The sequence below is a fragment of the Enterobacter soli ATCC BAA-2102 genome (assembly GCF_001654845.1).
GTDB classification, from domain to species: Bacteria; Pseudomonadota; Gammaproteobacteria; order Enterobacterales; family Enterobacteriaceae; genus Enterobacter; species Enterobacter soli.
Genome location: NZ_LXES01000015.1, coordinates 1 through 20,024, shown reverse-complemented (window position 1 = coordinate 20,024; position 20,024 = coordinate 1). Strand labels below are relative to the sequence as shown.

Annotated in this window: 16 protein-coding genes and 1 riboswitch; of the genes, 11 read left to right on the top strand and 5 right to left on the bottom strand. The window is 54.0% G+C overall.

Features of this window, described 5'->3' with window-relative positions:
• Nucleotides 1-14: 14 nt before the first annotated feature.
• The 3 genes from M987_RS05170 to M987_RS05160 are packed head-to-tail and all read left to right on the top strand — an operon-like array spanning nt 15 to nt 3,509.
• Entirely contained in the window at nt 15-2,309 is a 2,295-nt protein-coding gene (locus M987_RS05170) for a formate C-acetyltransferase (protein ID WP_014072330.1), read from the top strand.
• Nucleotides 2,275-3,150 carry a [formate-C-acetyltransferase]-activating enzyme gene (locus M987_RS05165; protein ID WP_014072329.1) on the top strand — a complete coding sequence of 292 codons (876 nt, stop codon included), beginning with the start codon at nt 2,275-2,277 and terminating at the stop codon, nt 3,148-3,150. The genes M987_RS05170 and M987_RS05165 overlap by 35 nt, the downstream gene beginning before the upstream one ends.
• A 2-nt stretch (nt 3,151-3,152) precedes the next feature.
• A complete protein-coding gene (locus M987_RS05160) occupies nt 3,153-3,509 on the top strand; it encodes a PTS fructose-like transporter subunit IIB (RefSeq protein WP_014072328.1) in 357 nt (118 codons plus the stop codon).
• Here the strand turns inward: M987_RS05160 and M987_RS05155 are convergent.
• The 3 genes from M987_RS05155 to argE form a co-directional block, all read right to left on the bottom strand.
• A complete protein-coding gene (locus M987_RS05155; protein WP_014072327.1) occupies nt 3,496-4,344 on the bottom strand; it encodes a helix-turn-helix transcriptional regulator in 849 nt (282 codons plus the stop codon). The genes M987_RS05160 and M987_RS05155 overlap by 14 nt on opposite strands.
• Nucleotides 4,345-4,437: 93 nt before the next feature.
• Nucleotides 4,438-7,089 carry a phosphoenolpyruvate carboxylase gene (gene ppc / locus M987_RS05150; protein ID WP_014072326.1) on the bottom strand — a complete coding sequence of 884 codons (2,652 nt, stop codon included), beginning with the start codon at nt 7,087-7,089 and terminating at the stop codon, nt 4,438-4,440.
• A 246-nt stretch (nt 7,090-7,335) separates the two neighbouring features.
• Entirely contained in the window at nt 7,336-8,487 is a 1,152-nt protein-coding gene (gene argE, locus M987_RS05145; protein WP_014072325.1) for an acetylornithine deacetylase, read from the bottom strand.
• Between the two features lie 88 nt (nt 8,488-8,575).
• Between argE and argC the strand changes: the two genes are divergently transcribed.
• The 4 genes from argC (at nt 8,576) to oxyR (ending at nt 13,057) form a co-directional block, all read left to right on the top strand.
• The gene (gene argC / locus M987_RS05140; protein ID WP_014072324.1) at nt 8,576-9,580 is read left to right on the top strand and encodes an N-acetyl-gamma-glutamyl-phosphate reductase; all 1,005 of its coding nucleotides are present in this window, start codon (nt 8,576-8,578) and stop codon (nt 9,578-9,580) included.
• A gap of 6 nt (nt 9,581-9,586) precedes the next feature.
• The gene (argB, locus tag M987_RS05135) at nt 9,587-10,363 is read left to right on the top strand and encodes an acetylglutamate kinase (protein ID WP_098946274.1); all 777 of its coding nucleotides are present in this window, start codon (nt 9,587-9,589) and stop codon (nt 10,361-10,363) included.
• 77 nt (nt 10,364-10,440) lie between these two features.
• The gene (argH, locus tag M987_RS05130; protein WP_014072322.1) at nt 10,441-11,814 is read left to right on the top strand and encodes an argininosuccinate lyase; all 1,374 of its coding nucleotides are present in this window, start codon (nt 10,441-10,443) and stop codon (nt 11,812-11,814) included.
• A gap of 316 nt (nt 11,815-12,130) precedes the next feature.
• Nucleotides 12,131-13,057 carry a DNA-binding transcriptional regulator OxyR gene (gene oxyR / locus M987_RS05125; protein WP_014072321.1) on the top strand — a complete coding sequence of 309 codons (927 nt, stop codon included), beginning with the start codon at nt 12,131-12,133 and terminating at the stop codon, nt 13,055-13,057.
• Here oxyR and sthA read toward each other — a convergent pair.
• Nucleotides 13,031-14,431 (bottom strand): Si-specific NAD(P)(+) transhydrogenase, encoded by a 1,401-nt coding sequence (gene sthA, locus M987_RS05120; RefSeq protein WP_014072320.1) that lies wholly within the window; start codon nt 14,429-14,431, stop codon nt 13,031-13,033. The genes oxyR and sthA overlap by 27 nt on opposite strands.
• Nucleotides 14,432-14,627: 196 nt before the next feature.
• Between sthA and fabR the strand changes: the two genes are divergently transcribed.
• The gene (fabR, locus tag M987_RS05115) at nt 14,628-15,266 is read left to right on the top strand and encodes an HTH-type transcriptional repressor FabR (protein ID WP_014072319.1); all 639 of its coding nucleotides are present in this window, start codon (nt 14,628-14,630) and stop codon (nt 15,264-15,266) included.
• Nucleotides 15,267-15,276: 10 nt separating this feature from the next.
• The gene (locus tag M987_RS05110; protein ID WP_014072318.1) at nt 15,277-15,636 is read left to right on the top strand and encodes a YijD family membrane protein; all 360 of its coding nucleotides are present in this window, start codon (nt 15,277-15,279) and stop codon (nt 15,634-15,636) included.
• A gap of 57 nt (nt 15,637-15,693) precedes the next feature.
• Here the strand turns inward: M987_RS05110 and trmA are convergent, their stop codons facing one another.
• Nucleotides 15,694-16,794 (bottom strand): tRNA (uridine(54)-C5)-methyltransferase TrmA, encoded by a 1,101-nt coding sequence (gene trmA / locus M987_RS05105; RefSeq protein WP_014072317.1) that lies wholly within the window; start codon nt 16,792-16,794, stop codon nt 15,694-15,696.
• A 104-nt stretch (nt 16,795-16,898) separates the two neighbouring features.
• A riboswitch (cobalamin riboswitch) is annotated at nt 16,899-17,074 on the top strand.
• A 66-nt stretch (nt 17,075-17,140) separates the two neighbouring features.
• Here trmA and btuB point away from each other — a divergent pair.
• Both btuB and murI read left to right on the top strand, forming a co-directional pair.
• Nucleotides 17,141-18,994 (top strand): TonB-dependent vitamin B12 receptor BtuB, encoded by a 1,854-nt coding sequence (gene btuB / locus M987_RS05100; protein ID WP_014072316.1) that lies wholly within the window; start codon nt 17,141-17,143, stop codon nt 18,992-18,994.
• The gene (gene murI, locus M987_RS05095) at nt 18,939-19,790 is read left to right on the top strand and encodes a glutamate racemase (protein WP_014072315.1); all 852 of its coding nucleotides are present in this window, start codon (nt 18,939-18,941) and stop codon (nt 19,788-19,790) included. Before btuB ends, murI begins: the two co-directional genes overlap by 56 nt.
• Nucleotides 19,791-20,024 lie beyond the last annotated feature (234 nt).

Genomic DNA, 20,024 nt, shown 5'->3' with positions numbered 1-20,024 from the left:
ACAGGAGTTCCCTCATGACGAATCGTACCCAGCGTTTGAAAGACGCACTCTTTTCCAACCCGCGTGAAATCTCACTAGAACGTGCTTTGCTCTACACTGCCAGCCATCAGCAGACGGAAGGTGAGCCAGCGATTATCAGGCGCGCGAAAGCCACGGCGTACATTCTTGACCACGTGAAAATCGCGATTCGTGATGAGGAACTGATTGCCGGGAACCGTACCGTCAAACCGCGTGCAGGTATTATGTCGCCTGAGATGGATCCTTACTGGCTCCTTCAGGAACTGGATCAGTTTGCTACCCGGCCACAGGACCGCTTCGACATCAGTGATGAAGATAAGCAGACCTACCGGGAACTGCTCTATCCCTACTGGGAAAAGCGGTCGATGAAGGATTTTATCAACAGCCAGATGACGGACGAGGTAAAAGCCGCGGTGGGGACGCAGATTTTTAGCGTTAACCAGACGGATAAAGGGCAGGGGCATATCATTATTGATTACCCGCGCCTGTTGAATAACGGCCTGGATGCACTGGTGGCAGAAATGCGTGATCACTGCACCCGTGATACCAGGAACACCTTCTATGCTGCGGCGCTAATCCTTCTTGAAGCGTCCCAGCGTCATATTTTACGTTATGCATTACTGGCTGAGGAGTCGGCCGAACTCAGTGAAACCACCCGGCGTGAAGAGTTACTGAAGATTGCCGAAATCTCGCGTCATAATGCACATCATAAGCCGCAAACCTTCTGGCAAGCGTGTCAGCTATTCTGGTATATGAATGTCATTTTACAGTACGAATCCAACGCCAGTTCCCTCTCAATCGGGCGTTTTGACCAGTATATGCTGCCGTTTTATCAGGCATCACTTTCGCAGGGCGAAGAGCCTGCATTCCTTAAAGAACTACTGGAATCATTGTGGGTGAAGTGCAATGACGTGGTGCTCTTACGTTCGACCAGTAGCGCCCGTTATTTCGCTGGTTTCCCGACTGGCTATACCGCGCTATTGGGCGGGCTGACCGAGAACGGGCGAAGTGCCGTTAACGTACTTTCTTTCCTGTGTCTGGATGCCTACCAGAGCATTCAGCTTCCGCAGCCGAACCTTGGCGTAAGGGTGAATGAGCTTATTGACAGGCCATTTCTGCTCAAAACCGCCGAGACAATCCGCCTGGGCACCGGTATCCCGCAGATTTTTAACGACGAAGTTGTTGTTCCTGCCTTTTTGAATCGTGGAGTGTCGCTTGAGGATGCGCGTGATTACGCGGTTGTCGGCTGTGTTGAGTTATCGATTCCGGGTAAAACGTATGGTCTGCACGATATTGCCATGTTTAACCTGCTGAAAGTGATGGAAATTGCCATGCAGGACAATGAGGGAAATACCGGGCTGACTTATGAGGAGTTGCTTGAGCACATTCGCGTGAAGATTAATCACTACATTGCGCTGATGGTTGAGGGAAGCAATATCTGTGATATTGGCCATCGTGACTGGGCGCCGGTACCGCTGCTCTCTTCCTTCATAAGTGATTGTCTGGATAAAGGAAAAGACATTACTGAGGGTGGGGCGCGCTATAACTTCTCTGGTGTTCAGGGGATCGGGATAGCGAATCTAAGCGATTCGCTTCATGCCCTGAAAGGACTGGTCTTTGAACAGCAGCGCTTAAGTTTTGATGAACTTCTGGCGGTGTTAAAAGCTAACTTTGCCACCCAAGAGGGGGAAAAAGTACGTGCCCGCCTGATCAATCGCTTCGAGAAATATGGTAATGATATCGATGATGTCGATAACATCAGCGCTGAACTGCTGCGCCACTACTGTAAAGAGGTTGAAAAATACCGGAATCCGCGCGGTGGGCAGTTCACGCCGGGATCTTATACCGTGTCGGCACATGTACCATTGGGGGCGGTCGTTGGTGCCACGCCGGATGGCCGTTATGCCGGTGAGCAACTGGCAGATGGCGGTCTTTCGCCGATGCTCGGGCAAGATATGCAAGGCCCAACGGCGGTACTGAAATCGGTGAGTAAGCTGGATAACTATCTGTTATCTAACGGTACGTTGTTGAACGTGAAGTTTACCCCTGCGACACTGGAAGGTGATGCCGGGTTGCAAAAGCTGGCTGACTTCCTGCGAGCATTCACTCAGCTTAAGTTGCAGCATATTCAGTTCAACGTGGTGAATGCGGACACATTACGAGAAGCGCAGTCACGCCCGCAGGATTTCGCCGGGCTGGTGGTACGCGTTGCCGGATACAGCGCCTTCTTTGTTGAGTTGTCGAAGGAGATCCAGGATGACATTATCCGTCGTACAGCGCATCAGCTGTAACGTGGTGGAAGCGCGCGCCGATGTGGCGCGCATCTTCAACATCCAACGCTATTCGTTAAATGATGGACGCGGTATCCGCACGGTCGTCTTTTTTAAAGGCTGCCCGCACCGGTGCCCCTGGTGCGCTAATCCGGAATCAATCTCGCCGAAAATCGAGACGGTACGCCGGGAAAGTAAGTGTCTGCATTGTGTCCCCTGTCTGCGTGATGCTGAAGAGTGCCCGTCAGGTGCGTTTGAGCGTATCGGTAGGGATGTGACGCTGGATGAGCTTGAACATGAGGTGATGAAGGACGATGTCTTCTTTCGCTCTTCGGGCGGTGGGGTCACGCTTTCCGGTGGCGAAGTTCTGATGCAGGCCTCTTTTGCAACCCATTTTTTCCAGCGACTGCGTCGCTATGGTGTACATACCGCCATTGAAACCGCAGGTGATGCGCCTTTGTCACGGTTACTGCCTCTGGCCCGACAGTGCGATGAAGTGCTGTTTGATTTGAAGATGATGGACCCCGATCAGGCACATGCCTTGCTGGCAATCAATTTGCCCAGAGTTCTGGATAACTTCTTACAACTGGTGACAGCAGGTGTGAACGTAATCCCCCGCGTGCCTCTTATTCCAGGGTATACGCTCAACGGCGCCAACATGGCGCGTGTGCTCGCGTTTCTGATACCTTCAGGGATACGGCAACTGCATCTGCTTCCTTTCCATCAGTACGGAGAACCAAAATACCGTCTGCTGGGGCAGGAGTGGGGGATGCGGCAGGTGGTTCCTCCGACAGAAGATGAGGTTGCATCGATGCGTCAAATGGCTGAACGTGAAGGGTTCCAGGTCACCGTGGGAGGTTAGTAATGACAGTGATAACGGGGCGTTATCTGGTGGCGGTGACTGCCTGCGTCAGCGGTGTTGCACATACCTATATGGCCGCAGAACGGCTGGAAAAGTTATGTCAGCAGGAAAAATGGAACGTTCACATTGAGACCCAGGGCGCCCTGGGCGTTGAAAGTGCGCTCACGGAAGACGATATTCGCCGTGCGGATGTGGTGTTACTCATCACTGATATTGAACTGGCGGGAAGCGAACGTTTTGAACATACCCGCTATGTGAAGTGCGGGATTAACGCTTTTCTGCGCGATCCGCAGAGGGTCATGGTTGCGGTGCGTAAAATGTTATCAGCACCGCAGCATACTCAGGTCATTCTGGACTAGCCACTTTTCCGGTGAGCTGGCTGTGGTACTGGCGGCGATATTCTGACGGTGAGCGCTCCGTATTTTTACGGAATAACCGGCAGAAGTAGTTACTGTCGACAAATCCGCAGGCGTGAGCCACCTCTTTCACTTTTAAATCATACCCTTTCAATAACTGACGTGCGTGCTCCAGCCGGGTGTGAGTCAGGTATTCGTTAAAGCCCACTGCACCTGTTTTCTGAAAAAGATGCGACAGATAATTTGGTGAGATGTAAAACGCCTGGGCGACAGATTCACGGGTGAGCGGTGCGGCGTAATGTTCATCAATATAAATACGAATGGCTTCAAACAGGGCCTGACTGCGGGAGGCTGTCTGGATCTGACTGCCCAGCAGGTCGACACAGTGACTCAGCAGGCTAGCAACAATCAGTCTTGCAGTTTGTTGCTCGTTTGGCTGCATTTGCATTTCATGGAGTGTTTGCAGCAGGAAGGAGCCAATCCGGGGGCCACGACGGGCAACATGTTGCTTCGCCAGATTACGGATTTCAACGCCGTCCCAGTGCAAAAGGCTAAACCCAAGCTGTTGTTTACCAAACAGTATGCTCAGCGTTGTCGCGGGTTTTTGCCATTGCGGGTCATTCCAGCCTCCTGGCGGAACGTAGAGGACATCACGTGGCTGTAGAACGGAGGCCGCGCAATCTTCAACAGACCCTTCAAGAACAATCTCCAGGCGCGGAAAATCGACCTGTAAGGCAAGTTCGGGTGCACTGGATGCCTGGTTTAAGAAATGCACCTGACCCAGCGGTAATGTACCGTTAATCAGGTCAGCCAGGATCTGAGTAATGTCGTGGTGCATGGTGTGGATACCGAGATATTGCCGGGTGACGCTGCGCTTACCCGGTCTACTTTCGTAGGCCCGTGCAAGCGCAGCGCCGCCTGGTATCAAGCATTAGCCGGTGTTACGCATCCCTGCCGCAACGCCTGCAATTGTTACCATCAACGCCTGCTCAACGCGAGGATCAGGCTCTTTACCTTCCTCTTCGGCCTGGCGTGAGCGGTGCAGCAACTCAGCCTGGAGAACGTTCAGCGGGTCAGTGTAGATATTACGCAACTGGATAGACTCGGCAATCCACGGCAGGTCTGCCATCAGGTGCGAGTCGTTGGCGATATCCAGAACCACTTTGATGTCGCCTTCCAGCAGTTCGCGCAACTCTTTGCCCAGCGCCCACAGCTCAGGTTTCACCAGACGCTGATCGTAGTATTCCGCCAGCCACAGGTCGGCTTTGGAGAAGACCATTTCCAGCATCCCAAGTCGCGTGGAGAAGAACGGCCAGTCGCGGCACATGGCTTCCAGCTCGCTCTGTTTGCCATCTTCCACCACTTTTTGCAGCGCCGCACCGGCACCCAGCCAGGCTGGCAGCATCAGACGGTTTTGCGTCCAGGCGAAGATCCACGGAATAGCACGCAGAGACTCCACACCACCGGTCGGACGACGTTTGGCCGGGCGTGAACCCAGAGGCAGTTTACCCAGCTCCTGCTCAGGCGTCGCTGAACGGAAGTAAGGCACGAAGTCTTTGTTTTCACGCACATAGCCGCGGTACAGATCGCAGGAGATATCTGACAGCTCATCCATGATATGACACCAGGACTCTTTCGGCTCTGGCGGTGGCAGCAGGTTGGCTTCCAGAATGGCGCTGGTATAGAGCGACAGGCTGCTGATGGTGACTTCCGGCAGACCGTACTTGAAGCGGATCATCTCGCCCTGTTCCGTTACACGCAGGCCACCTTTCAGGCTGCCCGGCGGTTGAGAAAGCAGTGCCGCATGAGCTGGCGCACCGCCACGGCCAATGGAACCACCACGACCGTGGAACAGGGTCAGTTCGATACCGGCTTTCTCACAGGTCTTGATCAGTGCGTCTTGCGCCTGGTACTGAGCCCAGGATGCCGCCATCACGCCCGCGTCTTTTGCGGAGTCGGAATAGCCAATCATCACCATCTGTTTGCCCTGAATAAAGCCGCGATACCAGTCGATGTTCAGCAGCTGCGTCATGACATCGTTGGCGTTGTTCAGGTCATCAAGGGTTTCAAACAGCGGTGCTACCGGCAGGGCGTAGTCGATACCGGCTTCTTTCAGCAGGAGGTGAACACCCAGCACATCTGATGGCGTTTTCGCCATCGAGATCACATAGGCCGCAACCGATCCTTTCGGTGCATCAACGATCGCTTTACAGGTGTGGAGTACCTCGCGGGTTTCGTTGCTAGGTTCCCAGTTGCGCGGCAACAGAGGACGTTTGGAATTCAGTTCGCGGATCAGGAAGGCTTGTTTGTCGGCCTCGGACCAGCTTTCGTAGTCGCCAATTCCCAGGTAGCGGGTCAGTTCACCCAGCGCTTCGGTGTGACGGGTACTTTCCTGACGAACATCGATACGCACCAGCGGCACGCCGAAACACTTCACGCGGCGCAAGGTGTCGAGCAGTTCACCGTTGGCGATGATGCCCATACCGCACGCTTGCAGGGATTTATAGCAGGCGTACAGCGGATCCCAGAGCTGTTCGTTCTGGCTCAGCAGACCTTCCGGCTTCGGCAGGCGCTGGCCTTTGAGGCGCGCTTCCAGCCAGGCCTGAGTTGCCATCAGCTGACCACGCAGCTTTTTCATCAGATAGCGATACGGCTCGCTGGCACCTTCTTCACCGGCCAGTTCGCGCAGTTCTGGTGTCGCTTCAACCATCGACAGCTCGGAAATCAGTACCTGAATATCTTTCAGGAACAGGTCGGTGGCTTTCCAGCGGCTTAGCAGCAGCACGTGGCGGGTGATCTCTGCGGTTACGTTCGGGTTACCGTCGCGGTCGCCACCCATCCAGGAGGTGAAACGTACCGGCACAAAATCCACCGGCAGGCGGTAGCCCAGGTTCTCTTCCAGCTGTTCGTTCAGTTCGCGCAGGTAGTTAGGAACACCTTCCCACAGGCTGTTTTCCACCACCGCAAAGCCCCATTTTGCCTCATCAACCGGGCTTGGGCGGTTCTTACGAATTTCGTCAGTGTGCCAGGACTGGGCAATCAGCTGGCGCAGACGGCGCATCAGCTGGTTACGTTCGTAGTCGGCGATGTCTTTGTTTTCCAGTTGCTTCAGGCAGTTGTTCACTTCCACCATTTTGTGGATGAGCGTACGACGGGTGATCTCGGTTGGGTGAGCGGTCAGTACCAGCTCCAGAGAGAGCGACTCCACCGCTTTTTTGATGGTCGCTTCGTTGAGGTCTGGCTGGTCTTTCAGTTTACGAAGTGTACGGGCAATAACTTCCGGGTTGCTGGCAGCTTCGCCCATTGGCGAAATGCTGTGGTATTGCTCAGCGGTGTTCGCCAGGTTCAGGAACTGGCTGAATGCGCGTGCAACAGGCAGCAGCTCATCGTTAGACAGGTTCTGCAAGGTGGTAAGCAGCTCCTGACGATTGGCCTCGTTACCTGCACGGGAAGATTTGGACAGCTTGCGGATGGTTTCAACGCGGTCGAGGATATTTTCCCCTAACGCATCTTTGATGGTATCTCCAAGCACTTTGCCGAGCATACTGACATTACTACGCAACGCGGAATATTGTTCGTTCATAAAAACCCAGTCACCCCATCATTTTTGTTTATGCCCAATCGAAAATCTTTTGGACAATATTTTGTCATCTCCCTTTATAAAGCCACGTAAAACCCCTGTCGTCAATTGCTGCGAAAACGGTTCAGCAAACGAATAAATGTGGGTAATTTACGAAATTTAATTCGCTTCGCGTCAGATAAGTGATGCTTATGGGAATGTGACGAAGATCGCGAGATTTTCCCCTCTCATTCGAGAGGGGAAAGGTCATTAATGCCAGCAGAAGTGATGCACAACCTGGGTAATGAGTTCGCGGGTAGGTTTGATAAAGCGGGTTTCCAGATACTCATCCGGCTGGTGGGCCTGGTTGATGGAGCCCGGGCCAAGAACCAGCGTTGGGCACAGGGTCTGAATAAACGGCGCTTCGGTGCAGTAGTTCACCACGTCGGTTTTCTCGCCGAGCAGTTTTTCCACCACTTCGACCAGCTGGTGATCCGGCGGGCACTCGTAGCCCGGAATAGGTGGATGCAGATCGGAAACCGTCAGGCGGCCAGGCCAGCGTTCGCTTACCGGCGCCAGGGCTTCTGTCAGTAAACCGTTCAGGTCGCTCAGCGTCATACCCGGCAGCGGGCGAATATCCATATGCAGTTCGCAACAGGCGCAGATACGGTTAGAGGCATCCCCGCCGTGCAGGCTACCGAGGTTCAGCGTCGGGTAAGGAACGGTGAACGAATCATGGTGATAGCGCTCTTTCAGGGAATCACGCAGCTGCATGATGTGGCCGATGGCATCGTGCATCAGCTCAATGGCGTTCACGCCGCGCGCCGGATCGCTGGAGTGGCCGGACTGGCCCAGAACACGTACTGCGGTAGAAATATGGCCTTTATGTGCACGAATGGGTTGCAGAGACGTTGGCTCGCCGATGATGGCGCAATCCGGGCGAATAGAGGTGTTTTCAGAGAAATAACGTGCGCCCGCCATGCTGGTTTCTTCATCGGCGGTCGCCAGAATATAGAGCGGTTTTTTCAGTTTTGTCACGTCCACGTCACGCAGCGCGTCGAGGATAAAAGCGAAGAACCCTTTCATGTCGGCAGTGCCCAGACCGTAGAGCTTGTTGTCGTGTTCGGTCAGGGTGAACGGATCGCGTGTCCAGCGGCCGTCGTCAAATGGAACGGTGTCGGTATGACCTGCGAGCAGCAGCCCACCCGCGCCGTGTCCGGTACTGGCTAGCAGGTTAAATTTATGACGTGTTCCGGGGACAGGCTGAACCTCAACGTTAAACCCAAGATCGCTAAACCAACCCGCCAGCAGATTGATTAAAGACTCATTGCTCTGATCCAGCGCTTCTTCGGTTGCACTGATGGACGGTGTGGCGATCAGGGCGCGGTAAATCTCGATAAATGGCGGTAAGTTCATTTTCATTGTTGACACACCTTAGGTCGTGATAGTATCAATATTCATGCAATAAATGTGAATAAAAATACATTAACGTTGAGCATAAAGGAACCCGATGTTGAATACGCTGATTGTAGGCGCTAGCGGTTATGCGGGCGCAGAGCTTGTAAGCTACGTGAATCGCCATCCACATATGACCATAACCGCTTTGACCGTGTCAGCGCAAAGCAATGATGCAGGAAAGTTAATTTCCGATTTACATCCGCAACTTAAAGGCATTGTCGATATGCCTTTGCAGCCGATGTCTGACATCAGCGAGTTCACCGACGGCGTCGACGTGGTGTTTTTAGCCACGGCGCACGAAGTCAGCCACGACCTGGCGCCGCAATTCCTGGCGGCCGGTTGTGTCGTGTTCGACCTCTCCGGTGCGTTTCGTGTTAACGATGGCGCGTTCTACGAAAAATATTACGGTTTCACCCATCAGCACCCGGATCTGCTTGAAAAAGCGGTCTATGGCCTGGCGGAGTGGAGTGCAGACAAACTGAAAGAAGCGGATTTGATTGCCGTGCCGGGTTGCTACCCAACGGCGGCGCAGCTCTCCCTGAAGCCCTTGATCGACGCAGGCCTGCTGGATCTGAATCAGTGGCCGGTGATCAACGCCACCAGTGGCGTGAGCGGTGCAGGGCGTAAGGCGGCCATTTCCAATAGCTTCTGCGAAGTGAGCCTCCAGCCGTACGGCGTGTTTAATCACCGTCATCATCCTGAAATCACCACTCATCTGGGCGCGGATGTCATTTTTACCCCGCACCTGGGTAGCTTCCCGCGTGGGATCCTCGAAACCATTACCTGCCGTCTGAAACCGGGTGTGACCAAAGAACAGGTGAACGAGGTCTTTACTCAGGCATACGCTGACAAACCGCTGGTGCGTCTGTATGAAAAAGGCGTTCCGGCACTGAAAAACGTGGTCGGTCTGCCGTTCTGCGATATCGGCTTTGCCGTGCAGGGCGAACACCTGATTGTGGTCGCCGCAGAAGATAACTTACTCAAAGGCGCTGCCGCCCAGGCAATGCAGTGTGCAAACATTCGTTTTGGCTTCGCTGAAACGCAGTCTCTTATTTAAGGTGTGATGATGAACCCATTAATTATCAAGCTCGGTGGTGTACTGCTGGACAGCGAAGAAGCGCTGGAGCGTCTTTTTACCGCACTGGTTAACTATCGTGAATCACACCAACGTCCGCTGGTGATTGTCCACGGCGGTGGCTGCGTGGTGGATGAGCTGATGAAAGGACTCAACCTGCCAGTGAAAAAGAAAAATGGCCTGCGCGTCACGCCTGCCGATCAGATTGACATCATTACCGGTGCGCTGGCAGGTACGGCGAACAAAACGCTGCTGGCATGGGCGAAGAAACACCATATCGCCTCCGTTGGCCTCTATCTGGGCGATGGTGATAGCGTAAAAGTGACCCAGCTCGATGAAGAGCTCGGCCATGTTGGACTGGCACAGCCAGGTTCGCCTAAGCTGATTAACACGCTGCTGGAAGGGGGGTTCCTGCCGGTGGTGAGCTCAATCGGTGTCACCGAAGAGGGTGAGCTGATGAACGTGAATGCAGACCAGGCGGCAACCGCACTGGCGGCAACCCTGGGTGCAGACCTGATCCTGCTCTCTGACGTGAGCGGTATTCTGGACGGTAAAGGCCAGCGTATTGCGGAAATGACGGCAGCGAAAGCCGAACAGCTGATTGCGCAGGGCATCATTACCGACGGCATGATCGTGAAAGTGAACGCAGCGCTGGATGCTGCCCGCACGCTCGGTCGCCCGGTGGATATCGCCTCCTGGCGTCACGCGGAGCAACTCCCGGCGCTGTTTAACGGCACGCCGATTGGCACGCGTATTCTGGCGTAATCGATTTATTGTTTTGTAGGCCCGGTAAGCGCAGCGCCACCGGGCAATGAAAATCAAAGATATTAAGGAAGCATGTTATGGCACTTTGGGGTGGGCGTTTTACACAGGCAGCGGATCAACGGTTCAAACAGTTTAACGACTCTTTGCGCTTCGACTACCGCCTGGCCGAACAAGATATCGTCGGCTCTGTGGCCTGGTCCAAAGCGCTGGTTACCGTAGGTGTACTGACCGCAGATGAGCAACAGCAGCTGGAAGAAGCGCTGAACAACCTGCTGGAAGAGGTACGTCTGGACCCGCAGCAGATCCTGAAAAGCGATGCCGAAGATATCCATAGCTGGGTGGAAGGTAAGCTTATCGATAAAGTCGGTCAGCTGGGTAAAAAGCTGCACACCGGCCGTAGCCGTAACGACCAGGTCGCGACTGACCTGAAACTGTGGTGTAAAGACACCGTGGTGGAGCTGCTGGCAGCAAACCGTCAGTTACAGGCTGCACTGGTGGAAACCGCGCAGAACAACCAGGATGCGGTCATGCCGGGTTACACCCACCTGCAACGTGCCCAGCCGGTGACGTTTGCGCACTGGAGCCTGGCCTATGTAGAAATGCTGGCACGAGATGAAAGCCGTCTTCAGGATACCCTGAAACGTCTGGACGTGAGCCCGCTGGGTAGCGGTGCGCTGGCGGGTACAGCGTATGAAATCGATCGTGAACAGCTGGCAGGCTGGCTGGGCTTTGCTTCTGCCACCCGTAACAGCCTGGACAGCGTGTCTGACCGCGATCACGTGCTGGAGCTGCTGTCCAATGCTTCTATCGGCATGGTTCACCTGTCGCGTTTCGCAGAGGATCTGATCTTCTTCAACTCCGGTGAAGCCGGCTTTGTTGAGCTGTCTGACCGTGTAACTTCTGGCTCTTCCCTGATGCCACAGAAGAAAAACCCGGATGCGCTGGAGCTTATCCGCGGTAAGTGTGGCCGTGTGCAGGGTGCGCTGACCGGAATGATGATGACCCTGAAAGGGCTGCCGCTGGCGTATAACAAAGATATGCAGGAAGACAAAGAAGGGCTGTTCGACGCGCTCGACACCTGGCTGGACTGCCTGCATATGGGCGCACTGGTGCTGGATGGTATCCAGGTGAAACGCCCGCGTTGCCAGGAAGCTGCGCAGCAGGGTTATGCCAACTCCACCGAACTGGCGGACTACCTGGTCGCGAAAGGCGTACCGTTCCGTGAAGCGCACCATATTGTGGGTGAAGCGGTAGTGGAAGCGATCCGTCAGGGTAAACCGCTGGAAGATCTGACGCTTACCGACCTGCAAAAATTCAGCGCGGTTATCGGGGATGATGTCTATCCGATTCTGGCGTTGCAGTCTTGCCTGGATAAGCGTGCGGCGAAAGGCGGCGTGTCGCCTAAGCAGGTTGCACAGGCGATTGCGGATGCGAAAAAACGGTTAGTTTAATTTGGTTTGAATAGTGCGGGCTGGTGCCCTCACCCCGGCCCTCTCCCACGGGGAGAGGGAGAAAAACGGAGCCTGGCTTAGCGCCAGGCTTTTTTACGCAAAAAAAATGCGGACCACGGGGTCCGCAAAAGTTCACGTTGGCTTTAGTTGTTCGAGTTTTGAGAGAAACTCGTCAGACGGTGGCGGGGACGTCAAGGGTCAAACACGTGCCGCCCTGTCTATGTGGTGTATTATTCAACAGAATGCTTGATAGGGATAATCGTTCGTTGCTATGCTATCTATCGCCATGAACTATCGTGGCGACGGAGGATGAATAATGAATATTCGTGATCTTGAATACCTGGTAGCGTTAGCCGAGCACCGTCATTTTCGCCGCGCGGCAGATTCCTGCCACGTCAGCCAGCCCACGCTGAGCGGTCAGATCCGCAAGCTGGAAGATGAGCTGGGCGTCATGCTGCTGGAGCGCACCAGTCGTAAGGTACTGTTCACCCAGGCAGGTCTTTTGCTGGTGGATCAGGCGCGTACTGTGCTGCGCGAGGTCAAAGTGCTCAAGGAAATGGCAAGCCAGCAGGGGGAAGCGATGTCGGGCCCACTGCATATTGGCCTGATCCCAACCGTTGGCCCGTACCTGTTACCGCACATCATTCCGATGCTGCACCAGACATTCCCGAAACTCGAAATGTATCTGCATGAAGCGCAAACCCATCAGCTGCTGGCGCAGTTAGATAGCGGTAAGCTCGATTGCGCGATTCTGGCGCTGGTCAAAGAGAGCGAAGCCTTTATTGAGGTGCCGCTGTTTGATGAGCCGATGATGTTGGCGATCTATGAAGATCACCCGTGGGCGAACCGCGATCGCGTGCCGATGGCCGATCTGGCCGGTGAAAAACTGCTGATGCTGGAAGATGGTCACTGCCTGCGCGATCAGGCGATGGGCTTCTGTTTTGAGGCCGGTGCGGATGAAGATACCCATTTCCGCGCAACCAGTCTGGAAACGCTGCGTAACATGGTGGCGGCGGGAAGTGGTATCACACTGCTGCCTGCGCTGGCTGTTCCGCGCGAGCGTAAACGTGATGGTGTGGTCTATCTGCCGTGCATTAAACCAGAGCCGCGTCGTACCATTGGCCTGGTTTATCGCCCGGGATCGCCACTGCGCAGCCGCTATGAGCAGCTGGCTGAGGCCATCCGTGGTTCCATGGATGGCCATTTTGACAGCGCGTTAAAACAGACGGTTCAGACCGTTTAGTGCTGCTACCCGATAGGCTTCCGCCATGGTCGGGTAGTTAAAGGTGGTGTTAACGAAGTACTCGATGGTGTTACCACCACCTTTTTGCTCCATTATTGCCTGGCCGATATGAATGATTTCCGCCGCGCGTTCACCAAAGCAGTGAATACCGAGGATCTCTTTCGTCTCGCGATGGAACAAAATCTTCAGCGTTCCCACACTCATTCCCACGATTTGCGCGCGCGCCAGATGTTTAAACTGCGCACGACCCACCTCGTAAGGCACTTTCATGGCCGTCAGTTGCTGTTCGGTTTTCCCGACTGAGCTAATTTCCGGGATGGTGTAAATCCCTGTTGGAATATCTTCAATCAGGTGCGCCGTTGCTTCGCCTTTCACCAGCGCCTGAGCCGCAATGCGCCCCTGGTCGTAGGCCGCTGACGCGAGGCTTGGATAACCAATCACGTCACCCACCGCGTAAACGTGCGGCAGCGCAGTCTGGTACATGCTGTTGACCTTCAGCTGGCCACGGCTGTCGGTTTCAAGCCCGATGTTTTCCAGCGCCAGCGAATCAGTGTTACCGGTACGGCCGTTGGCATACAGCAGGCAGTCGGCTTTCAGCTTTTTGCCGGATTTCAGATGCATGATCACACCGTCATCGCAGCCTTCGATTTTCTCGTACTCTTCGTTGTGGCGAATCACCACACCGCTGTTCCAGAAGTGGTACGAGAGGGAATCCGACATCTCCTGGTCGAGGAAGGCCAGCAGGCGATCGCGGGTGTTGATCAGGTCAACTTTGACCTCCATACCCCGGAAGATCGACGCATATTCGCAGCCAATCACCCCTGCGCCATAGATAATGACATGGCGTGGTTCGTGGTGCAGGCTGAGGATGGAATCGCTGTCGTAGATGCGTGGGTGCGAGAAGTCGACATCGGCCGGATGGTACGGGCGCGAACCGCAGGCAATCACGAATTTTTCAGCGGTGATGGTTTCAACCGAACCGTCATGGCATTCCAGTGCTAAGGTGTGCTCGTCAACAAAATGCGCGTTGCCCTGCAAAATTTCGCAGTGGTTACGCTCATAAAACCCCTGACGCATACGTGTCTGCTGATTAATGACGGTATCCGCATGATTCAGGATGTCGGCAAAGGAAGAACGAAGAAGTCGGGAGTGGTCGCTGTAAAGAGGGTTCTGGTTAAATTCAATAATACGGCTAACGGCATGGCGGAGGGCTTTGGAAGGGATGGTGCCCCAGTGGGTGCAACCACCGCCAACATTATGGTAGCGCTCTATGACCGCTACTCTGGCTCCCTGTTTCACCAGTCCCATAGCAGCGCCTTCGCCGCCGGGGCCGGAACCAATAACTATTGCGTCGTAATCGTAGGTGTGTGGCATGGCAAGGCTTACCTGTTCTTATACATAAAAGCAACAGAATCATAACATCATTGCCAGAGTAACCCAATTATCGTTGTGCTTTTTTCGGGCAGTGGAGCACAAACCGCGCGTAAACAATCATTCACAAAGCCAGGCAAACAGATTAATTTTATTCTCTGGTATAGTGCCATCAGGCCTTTGGAAGGATTCAACTATCGTGATGGGCGTAAGAGCACAACAAAAAGAGAAAACCCGGCGTTCGCTGGTGGAAGCCGCATTCAGTCAACTGAGTGCAGAGCGAAGTTTTGCCAGTTTGAGCCTGCGCGAAGTCGCACGCGAGGCCGGGATTGCGCCAACGTCCTTCTATCGTCATTTCCGTGATGTGGATGAACTGGGCCTGACCATGGTCGATGAGAGTGGTCTGATGCTGCGCCAGCTGATGCGCCAGGCACGTCAGCGTATCGCAAAAGGCGGTAGCGTGATCCGCACGTCCGTATCGACCTTTATGGAATTTATCGGCAATAACCCCAACGCGTTTCGCCTGCTTTTGCGTGAACGCTCCGGGACATCGGCCGCATTTCGTGCCGCGGTCGCGCGTGAAATTCAGCATTTCATCGCGGAACTTGCCGACTATCTTGAACTCGAAAACCATATGCCGCGTGCCTTCACTGAAGCGCAGGCCGAGGCGATGGTGACAATTGTCTTCAGTGCGGGTGCCGAAGCACTGGATGTGAGCGTTGAACAGCGCAAGCAGCTCGAAGAGCGACTGGTATTGCAACTCAGGATGATCTCCAAAGGAGCATATTACTGGTATCGCCGTGAACAAGAAAAGTTGGCACATCAAACCGATGAGTGAAGGGTGAGTAATGAAACAGTCAGGTCAGGATAAAGGTACGTTGTTGCTGGCATTGATCGCTGGCTTATCAATTAATGGCACGTTTTCGGCTGTTTTCAGCTCTATCGTACCATTCTCAATTTTCCCGCTAATTGCACTGGTGCTGACGGTGTACTGTCTGCATCAACGCTATCTGAACCGCACGATGCCTGTGGGGTTGCCGGGTCTTGCCGCTGCCTGCTTTATTTTAGGCGTGTTGTTGTACAGCACTGTGGTACGCGCAGAGTACCCGGATATCGGCTCAAACTTCCTGCCAGCGGTGCTGTCTGTGGCGCTGGTATTCTGGATTGGCTCGCGGATGCGTGGTCGTAAGCACGAGCTGCCAGAGTAAGTAAATTAGGTGTTGTAGGCAGGTGGCGCTTCGCTTACCTGCCCTACGGGAACCTCATTACTTCGCAGTAAGCAGTACACCGCACTCCATATGGTGCGTATATGGGAACTGATCGAACAGAGCCAGACGTTCAACCTTGTGCGTCTGGCTTAATGTTTCCAGGTTCTTGCACAGGGTTTCCGGGTTGCAGGAGATGTACAAAATACGCGGGTACGCCTGCACCATCTTCTCGGTTTCGCTGTCCAGCCCACTGCGCGGTGGATCGACAAAAATCGTCTCACACTGGTAACTCTTCAGGTCGATACCCTGTAATCGATTGAACTCACGCACGCCGTTCATCGCCTGCGTAAACTCTTCTGCCGCCATACGAATGATCTGCACGTTATCGATATGGTTGGCTGCAATGTTGTACTGGGCGGCCGCGACCGACGGTTTAGCGATTTCTGTGGCCAGCACGCGCTCAAAGTTACGCGCCAGCGCCAGCGAGAAGTTGCCGTTACCACAGTACAACTCAAGCAGATCGCCCGTTGACCCTTCTGTCGCCTTCAGCGCCCACTCCAGCATCTGCACGTTCATCGCGGCGTTTGGCTGGGTGAAGCTGTTTTCCACCTGGCGATAAATCATCTCTTTACCCGCCACCGGCAGACGCTCGTCGATGTAATCCTGGTCGAGCATGATTTTGGTTTTGGTCGCACGGCCAATAAGGTGAACATTGATATTCTGCGCACGCAGGGCATCGCGCAGGGATTCAGCCTGCTCGCGCCACTCGTCGTTCAGCGCTTTGTGATACAGCAGCGAGACAATCGCCTGGTTGCTTTGCGTGGTCAGGTAGTCAATCTGGAACAGCTTGTTGCGAAGCACCGGGTTGCTACGCACGCCATCCATAATGAGGGTCATCAGCTGGTTAATCAGCTCGCTTGCCGCCGGAAAACTGTCTACGCGGATGCGGGATTTTGTCTGCTGATCAAAAATGATGTGGTACAGGTCGTCCCCATCATGCCAGATGCGGAACTCCGCACGCATACGGTAGTGGCTGACTGGCGAGCGGAACACCTCGGGAACGGGCGCGTTGAAAGGCGTCATCATACTTTGCAGGCGGACAACTTTCTCTGCCAGCTGCGCGTCGTACTGTTCTGTCGGGAGGTGTTCGGGGGTCATGATACGTCCTGAGTGATAAAGAATTACGCGGGGATTGTAGGCATTGTTCAGGGGATGTCCAGATTTAATGGCTAATAGCTATCTGGACATCTATACGTGTCTAATTGTAGCATTCTGTTTCCGGTCTCCTGAGAGTGAAAAGGGAATCCAGTGTAAATCTGGAGCTGACGCGCAGCGGTAAAGACTGGCGGGATGAGAGTTGTAGACACTGTGAGAACGGGAAGTCTTCATCCATTAAACGCCACCTAGCCCGAAGACCTGCCGGGATCACGTCGCATTTGGTTTCATCATCGCGTGCTATAGATGAGGCCTGCGGCATCCTTCTTATATTGTGGATGCTTTTACAATGATTAAAAAAGTATCGCTGTTGACGGCGTTTTCCGTCACGGCATTTTCGGGCTGGGCGCAGGATAGCGCAGACTCGTTGGTGGTGACGGCAAACCGTTTTGAGCAACCAGCAAAAACCGTTCTGGCTCCGACATCTGTTGTGACGCGTGAAGATATTGAACGCTGGCAGGCAAAGAGTGTTGTTGAAATCATGTCACGACTGCCGGGCGTGGATATCGCGCAAAGCGGTGGTATGGGCGCGACCTCTTCTACCTTTATACGCGGGACTGAATCTCGTCATGTTCTGGTGCTGATCGATGGTATCCCCCTGAATAATGCAGGGATCAGCAACGTTCCTGACCTGAGCCAAATCCCGACGTCCCTGATTCAGCGTATTGAATACATTCGTGGCCCACGTTCAGCCCTGTATGGCTCCGACGCGATTGGCGGTGTAATCAACATCATCACCGGGCGCGATAAGCCGGGGGCAGAAATTTCTGCGGGTGTGGGGTCTAAGGGCTACCAGACCTATGATGGCTCCTTCCAGCAGGTACTGGATAAAACCAAAATCACCATGGCGGGTAACTATACCTATACCCGCGGTTTTGATATCGGTGCAAAAGATGCTCCGCGCCAGCCGGATCGTGACGGCTTTATGAGTAAGTCACTGTATGGCTCTGTGGAGCAGCAAATTACTGACAGCGTAAGCGGTTTCTTCCGTGGTTTTGGCTACGACAACCGTACGGCGTATGACGGCTACGATCATTACGACGCAAACTTTATGGTTGATGGACGCCCGGATACCCGCCAGCTCTACAGCCAAAACTGGGATACCGGCCTGCGTTATAACCAGGGGATTTTCCAGTCGCAGCTGGTGGCAGGTTACGGCCGCAGTAAAGATCAGAACTATGACCCGAAAAAAGGGCGTTATGCTGATTCCGCAACCATGGACGACGTGAAGCAGTACACGACGCAGTGGCTGAACACCGTTGAAGTGGGCCACGGGAATATCGGCGCGGGTCTGGACTGGCAGAAGCAAAAAACCCAGGCGGGCACGGGCTATCTGGATAAAGGCTACGAGCAGCGCAATACTGGTGTGTTCTTGTCTGCAATGCAGCAGTTCAATAGCGTGACGCTCGAAGCCGCGGCGCGTAATGACGATAACTCCAACTTTGGCAACCACGGAACATGGCAAACCAGCGCTGCGTGGGAGTTTGTGGATGGTTATCGCATAATTGCCTCCTACGGTACCGCATTCAAAGCTCCGACCATGAGTCAGATCCACAGTGCCTCTTACGGTAATCCGGACCTTAAACCGGAGGAGAGTAAGCAGTGGGAAGGTGGCTTTGAAGGTCTGACGGGGCCGGTCAACTGGCGCGTTACCGGTTATCGCAATGACATTGATAATCTGATTAGCAGCGATCCGCATACGTATCGTTACTACAACGTTGACGAAGCGCGCATTAAAGGTGTGGAAGCGACGGCACAGTTCGATACCGGACCGGTAGGTCATCAGATTTCTTATGATTATGTTGACCCACGTAATGCGAAAACCAACGAAGTACTGGCACGCCGCTCTAAGCAGCAGGTTAAGTATCAGCTGGACTGGCAGGTGTGGGACCTCGACTGGAACGTTGCGTACCGCTACCTGGGAACCCGCTATGACGTTGCTATCGATCCGAATACCTATTCGTCAGAACGTGTGAAAATGGGCGGTGTAAGTCTGTGGGATGTCGCAGTTTCATATCCTGTCACCTCTCATCTGACAGTTCGTGGTAAAATAGCTAACCTGTTCGATAAAGATTACGAGACAGTTTATGGCTATCAAACTGCAGGACGGGAATACACCTTGTCTGGCAGCTACACCTTCTGATCCGCGTCCCACCGTGCTGGTGTTTGATTCCGGCGTCGGTGGGCTTTCGGTCTATGATGAGATTCGGCATCTCCTGCCGAATCTCCACTATATCTACGCTTTCGATAACGTCGCTTTCCCTTATGGTGAAAAGAGTGAAGCGTTCATTGTTGAGCGTGTCCTTGAAATCGTGACTGCCGTGCAAAAGCGCTACCCTTTGGCGCTGGCAGTGATTGCCTGCAATACGGCGAGTACGGTATCCCTCCCCGCATTACGCGAAAAGTTCCCGTTCCCGGTTGTCGGCGTTGTGCCTGCGATTAAACCGGCCGCTCGTCTGACGGCGAATGGGATTGTCGGTTTGCTGGCTACGCGCGGCACGGTGAAGCGTCCTTATACACGTGAGCTGATCGACCGCTTTGCTAATGAATGCCAGATTGCGATGCTCGGCTCTGCAGAACTTGTCGAAATGGCGGAAGCGAAGTTGCATGGACACGCGGTTCCGCTGGAAGAGCTGCGCCGCATTTTGCGTCCGTGGCTGCGGATGCCGGAGCCGCCGGACACCGTTGTTCTGGGATGCACCCATTTCCCTCTTTTACAGGAGGAACTTCTGGTGGTTCTGCCAGAGGGGACCCGGCTGGTGGATTCCGGTGCGGCAATTGCGCGTCGTACCGCCTGGCTGCTTGAACATGAAGCGCCAGATGCAAAATCTACCGATGCCAATATCGCTTTTTGTATGGCGATAACAAAAGAGACTGAACAACTTTTACCCGTTTTACATCGTTACGGCTTTGAAACGCTCGAAAAACTAGCGTTGTAGCACGGTTTTGAGCAAAAAAGAGACGGTTGAAAGTTTTTTTCAAAAGAGGGGTTGTCAACGTCTGAGAACTCCCTATAATGCGCCTCCACTGACACGGAACAACGGCTTACAAGCCGCCGGGTTAGCGGGGTTCAGAGATGAACGCCAACAGAGAAAAGTGAAAATAAACGCTTGACTCTGAATGAGGAAAACGTAATATACGGGACCTCGCAACGGTGAGCTGAAAGCCGCGTT

Bases quoted from the DNA above. Each gene is read 5' to 3' on its own strand.
- M987_RS05170 (WP_014072330.1), top strand. From the start codon at position 15: ATGACGAATCGTACCCAGCGTTTGAAAGACGCACTCTTTTCCAACCCG.
- M987_RS05165 (WP_014072329.1), top strand. From the start codon at position 2,275: ATGACATTATCCGTCGTACAGCGCATCAGCTGTAACGTGGTGGAAGCG.
- M987_RS05160 (WP_014072328.1), top strand. From the start codon at position 3,153: ATGACAGTGATAACGGGGCGTTATCTGGTGGCGGTGACTGCCTGCGTC.
- M987_RS05155 (WP_014072327.1), bottom strand. From the start codon at position 4,344: ATGCACCACGACATTACTCAGATCCTGGCTGACCTGATTAACGGTACA.
- ppc (WP_014072326.1), bottom strand. From the start codon at position 7,089: ATGAACGAACAATATTCCGCGTTGCGTAGTAATGTCAGTATGCTCGGC.
- argE (WP_014072325.1), bottom strand. From the start codon at position 8,487: ATGAAAATGAACTTACCGCCATTTATCGAGATTTACCGCGCCCTGATC.
- argC (WP_014072324.1), top strand. From the start codon at position 8,576: ATGTTGAATACGCTGATTGTAGGCGCTAGCGGTTATGCGGGCGCAGAG.
- argB (WP_098946274.1), top strand. From the start codon at position 9,587: ATGATGAACCCATTAATTATCAAGCTCGGTGGTGTACTGCTGGACAGC.
- argH (WP_014072322.1), top strand. From the start codon at position 10,441: ATGGCACTTTGGGGTGGGCGTTTTACACAGGCAGCGGATCAACGGTTC.
- oxyR (WP_014072321.1), top strand. From the start codon at position 12,131: ATGAATATTCGTGATCTTGAATACCTGGTAGCGTTAGCCGAGCACCGT.
- sthA (WP_014072320.1), bottom strand. From the start codon at position 14,431: ATGCCACACACCTACGATTACGACGCAATAGTTATTGGTTCCGGCCCC.
- M987_RS05110 (WP_014072318.1), top strand. From the start codon at position 15,277: ATGAAACAGTCAGGTCAGGATAAAGGTACGTTGTTGCTGGCATTGATC.
- trmA (WP_014072317.1), bottom strand. From the start codon at position 16,794: ATGACCCCCGAACACCTCCCGACAGAACAGTACGACGCGCAGCTGGCA.
- btuB (WP_014072316.1), top strand. From the start codon at position 17,141: ATGATTAAAAAAGTATCGCTGTTGACGGCGTTTTCCGTCACGGCATTT.
- murI (WP_014072315.1), top strand. From the start codon at position 18,939: ATGGCTATCAAACTGCAGGACGGGAATACACCTTGTCTGGCAGCTACA.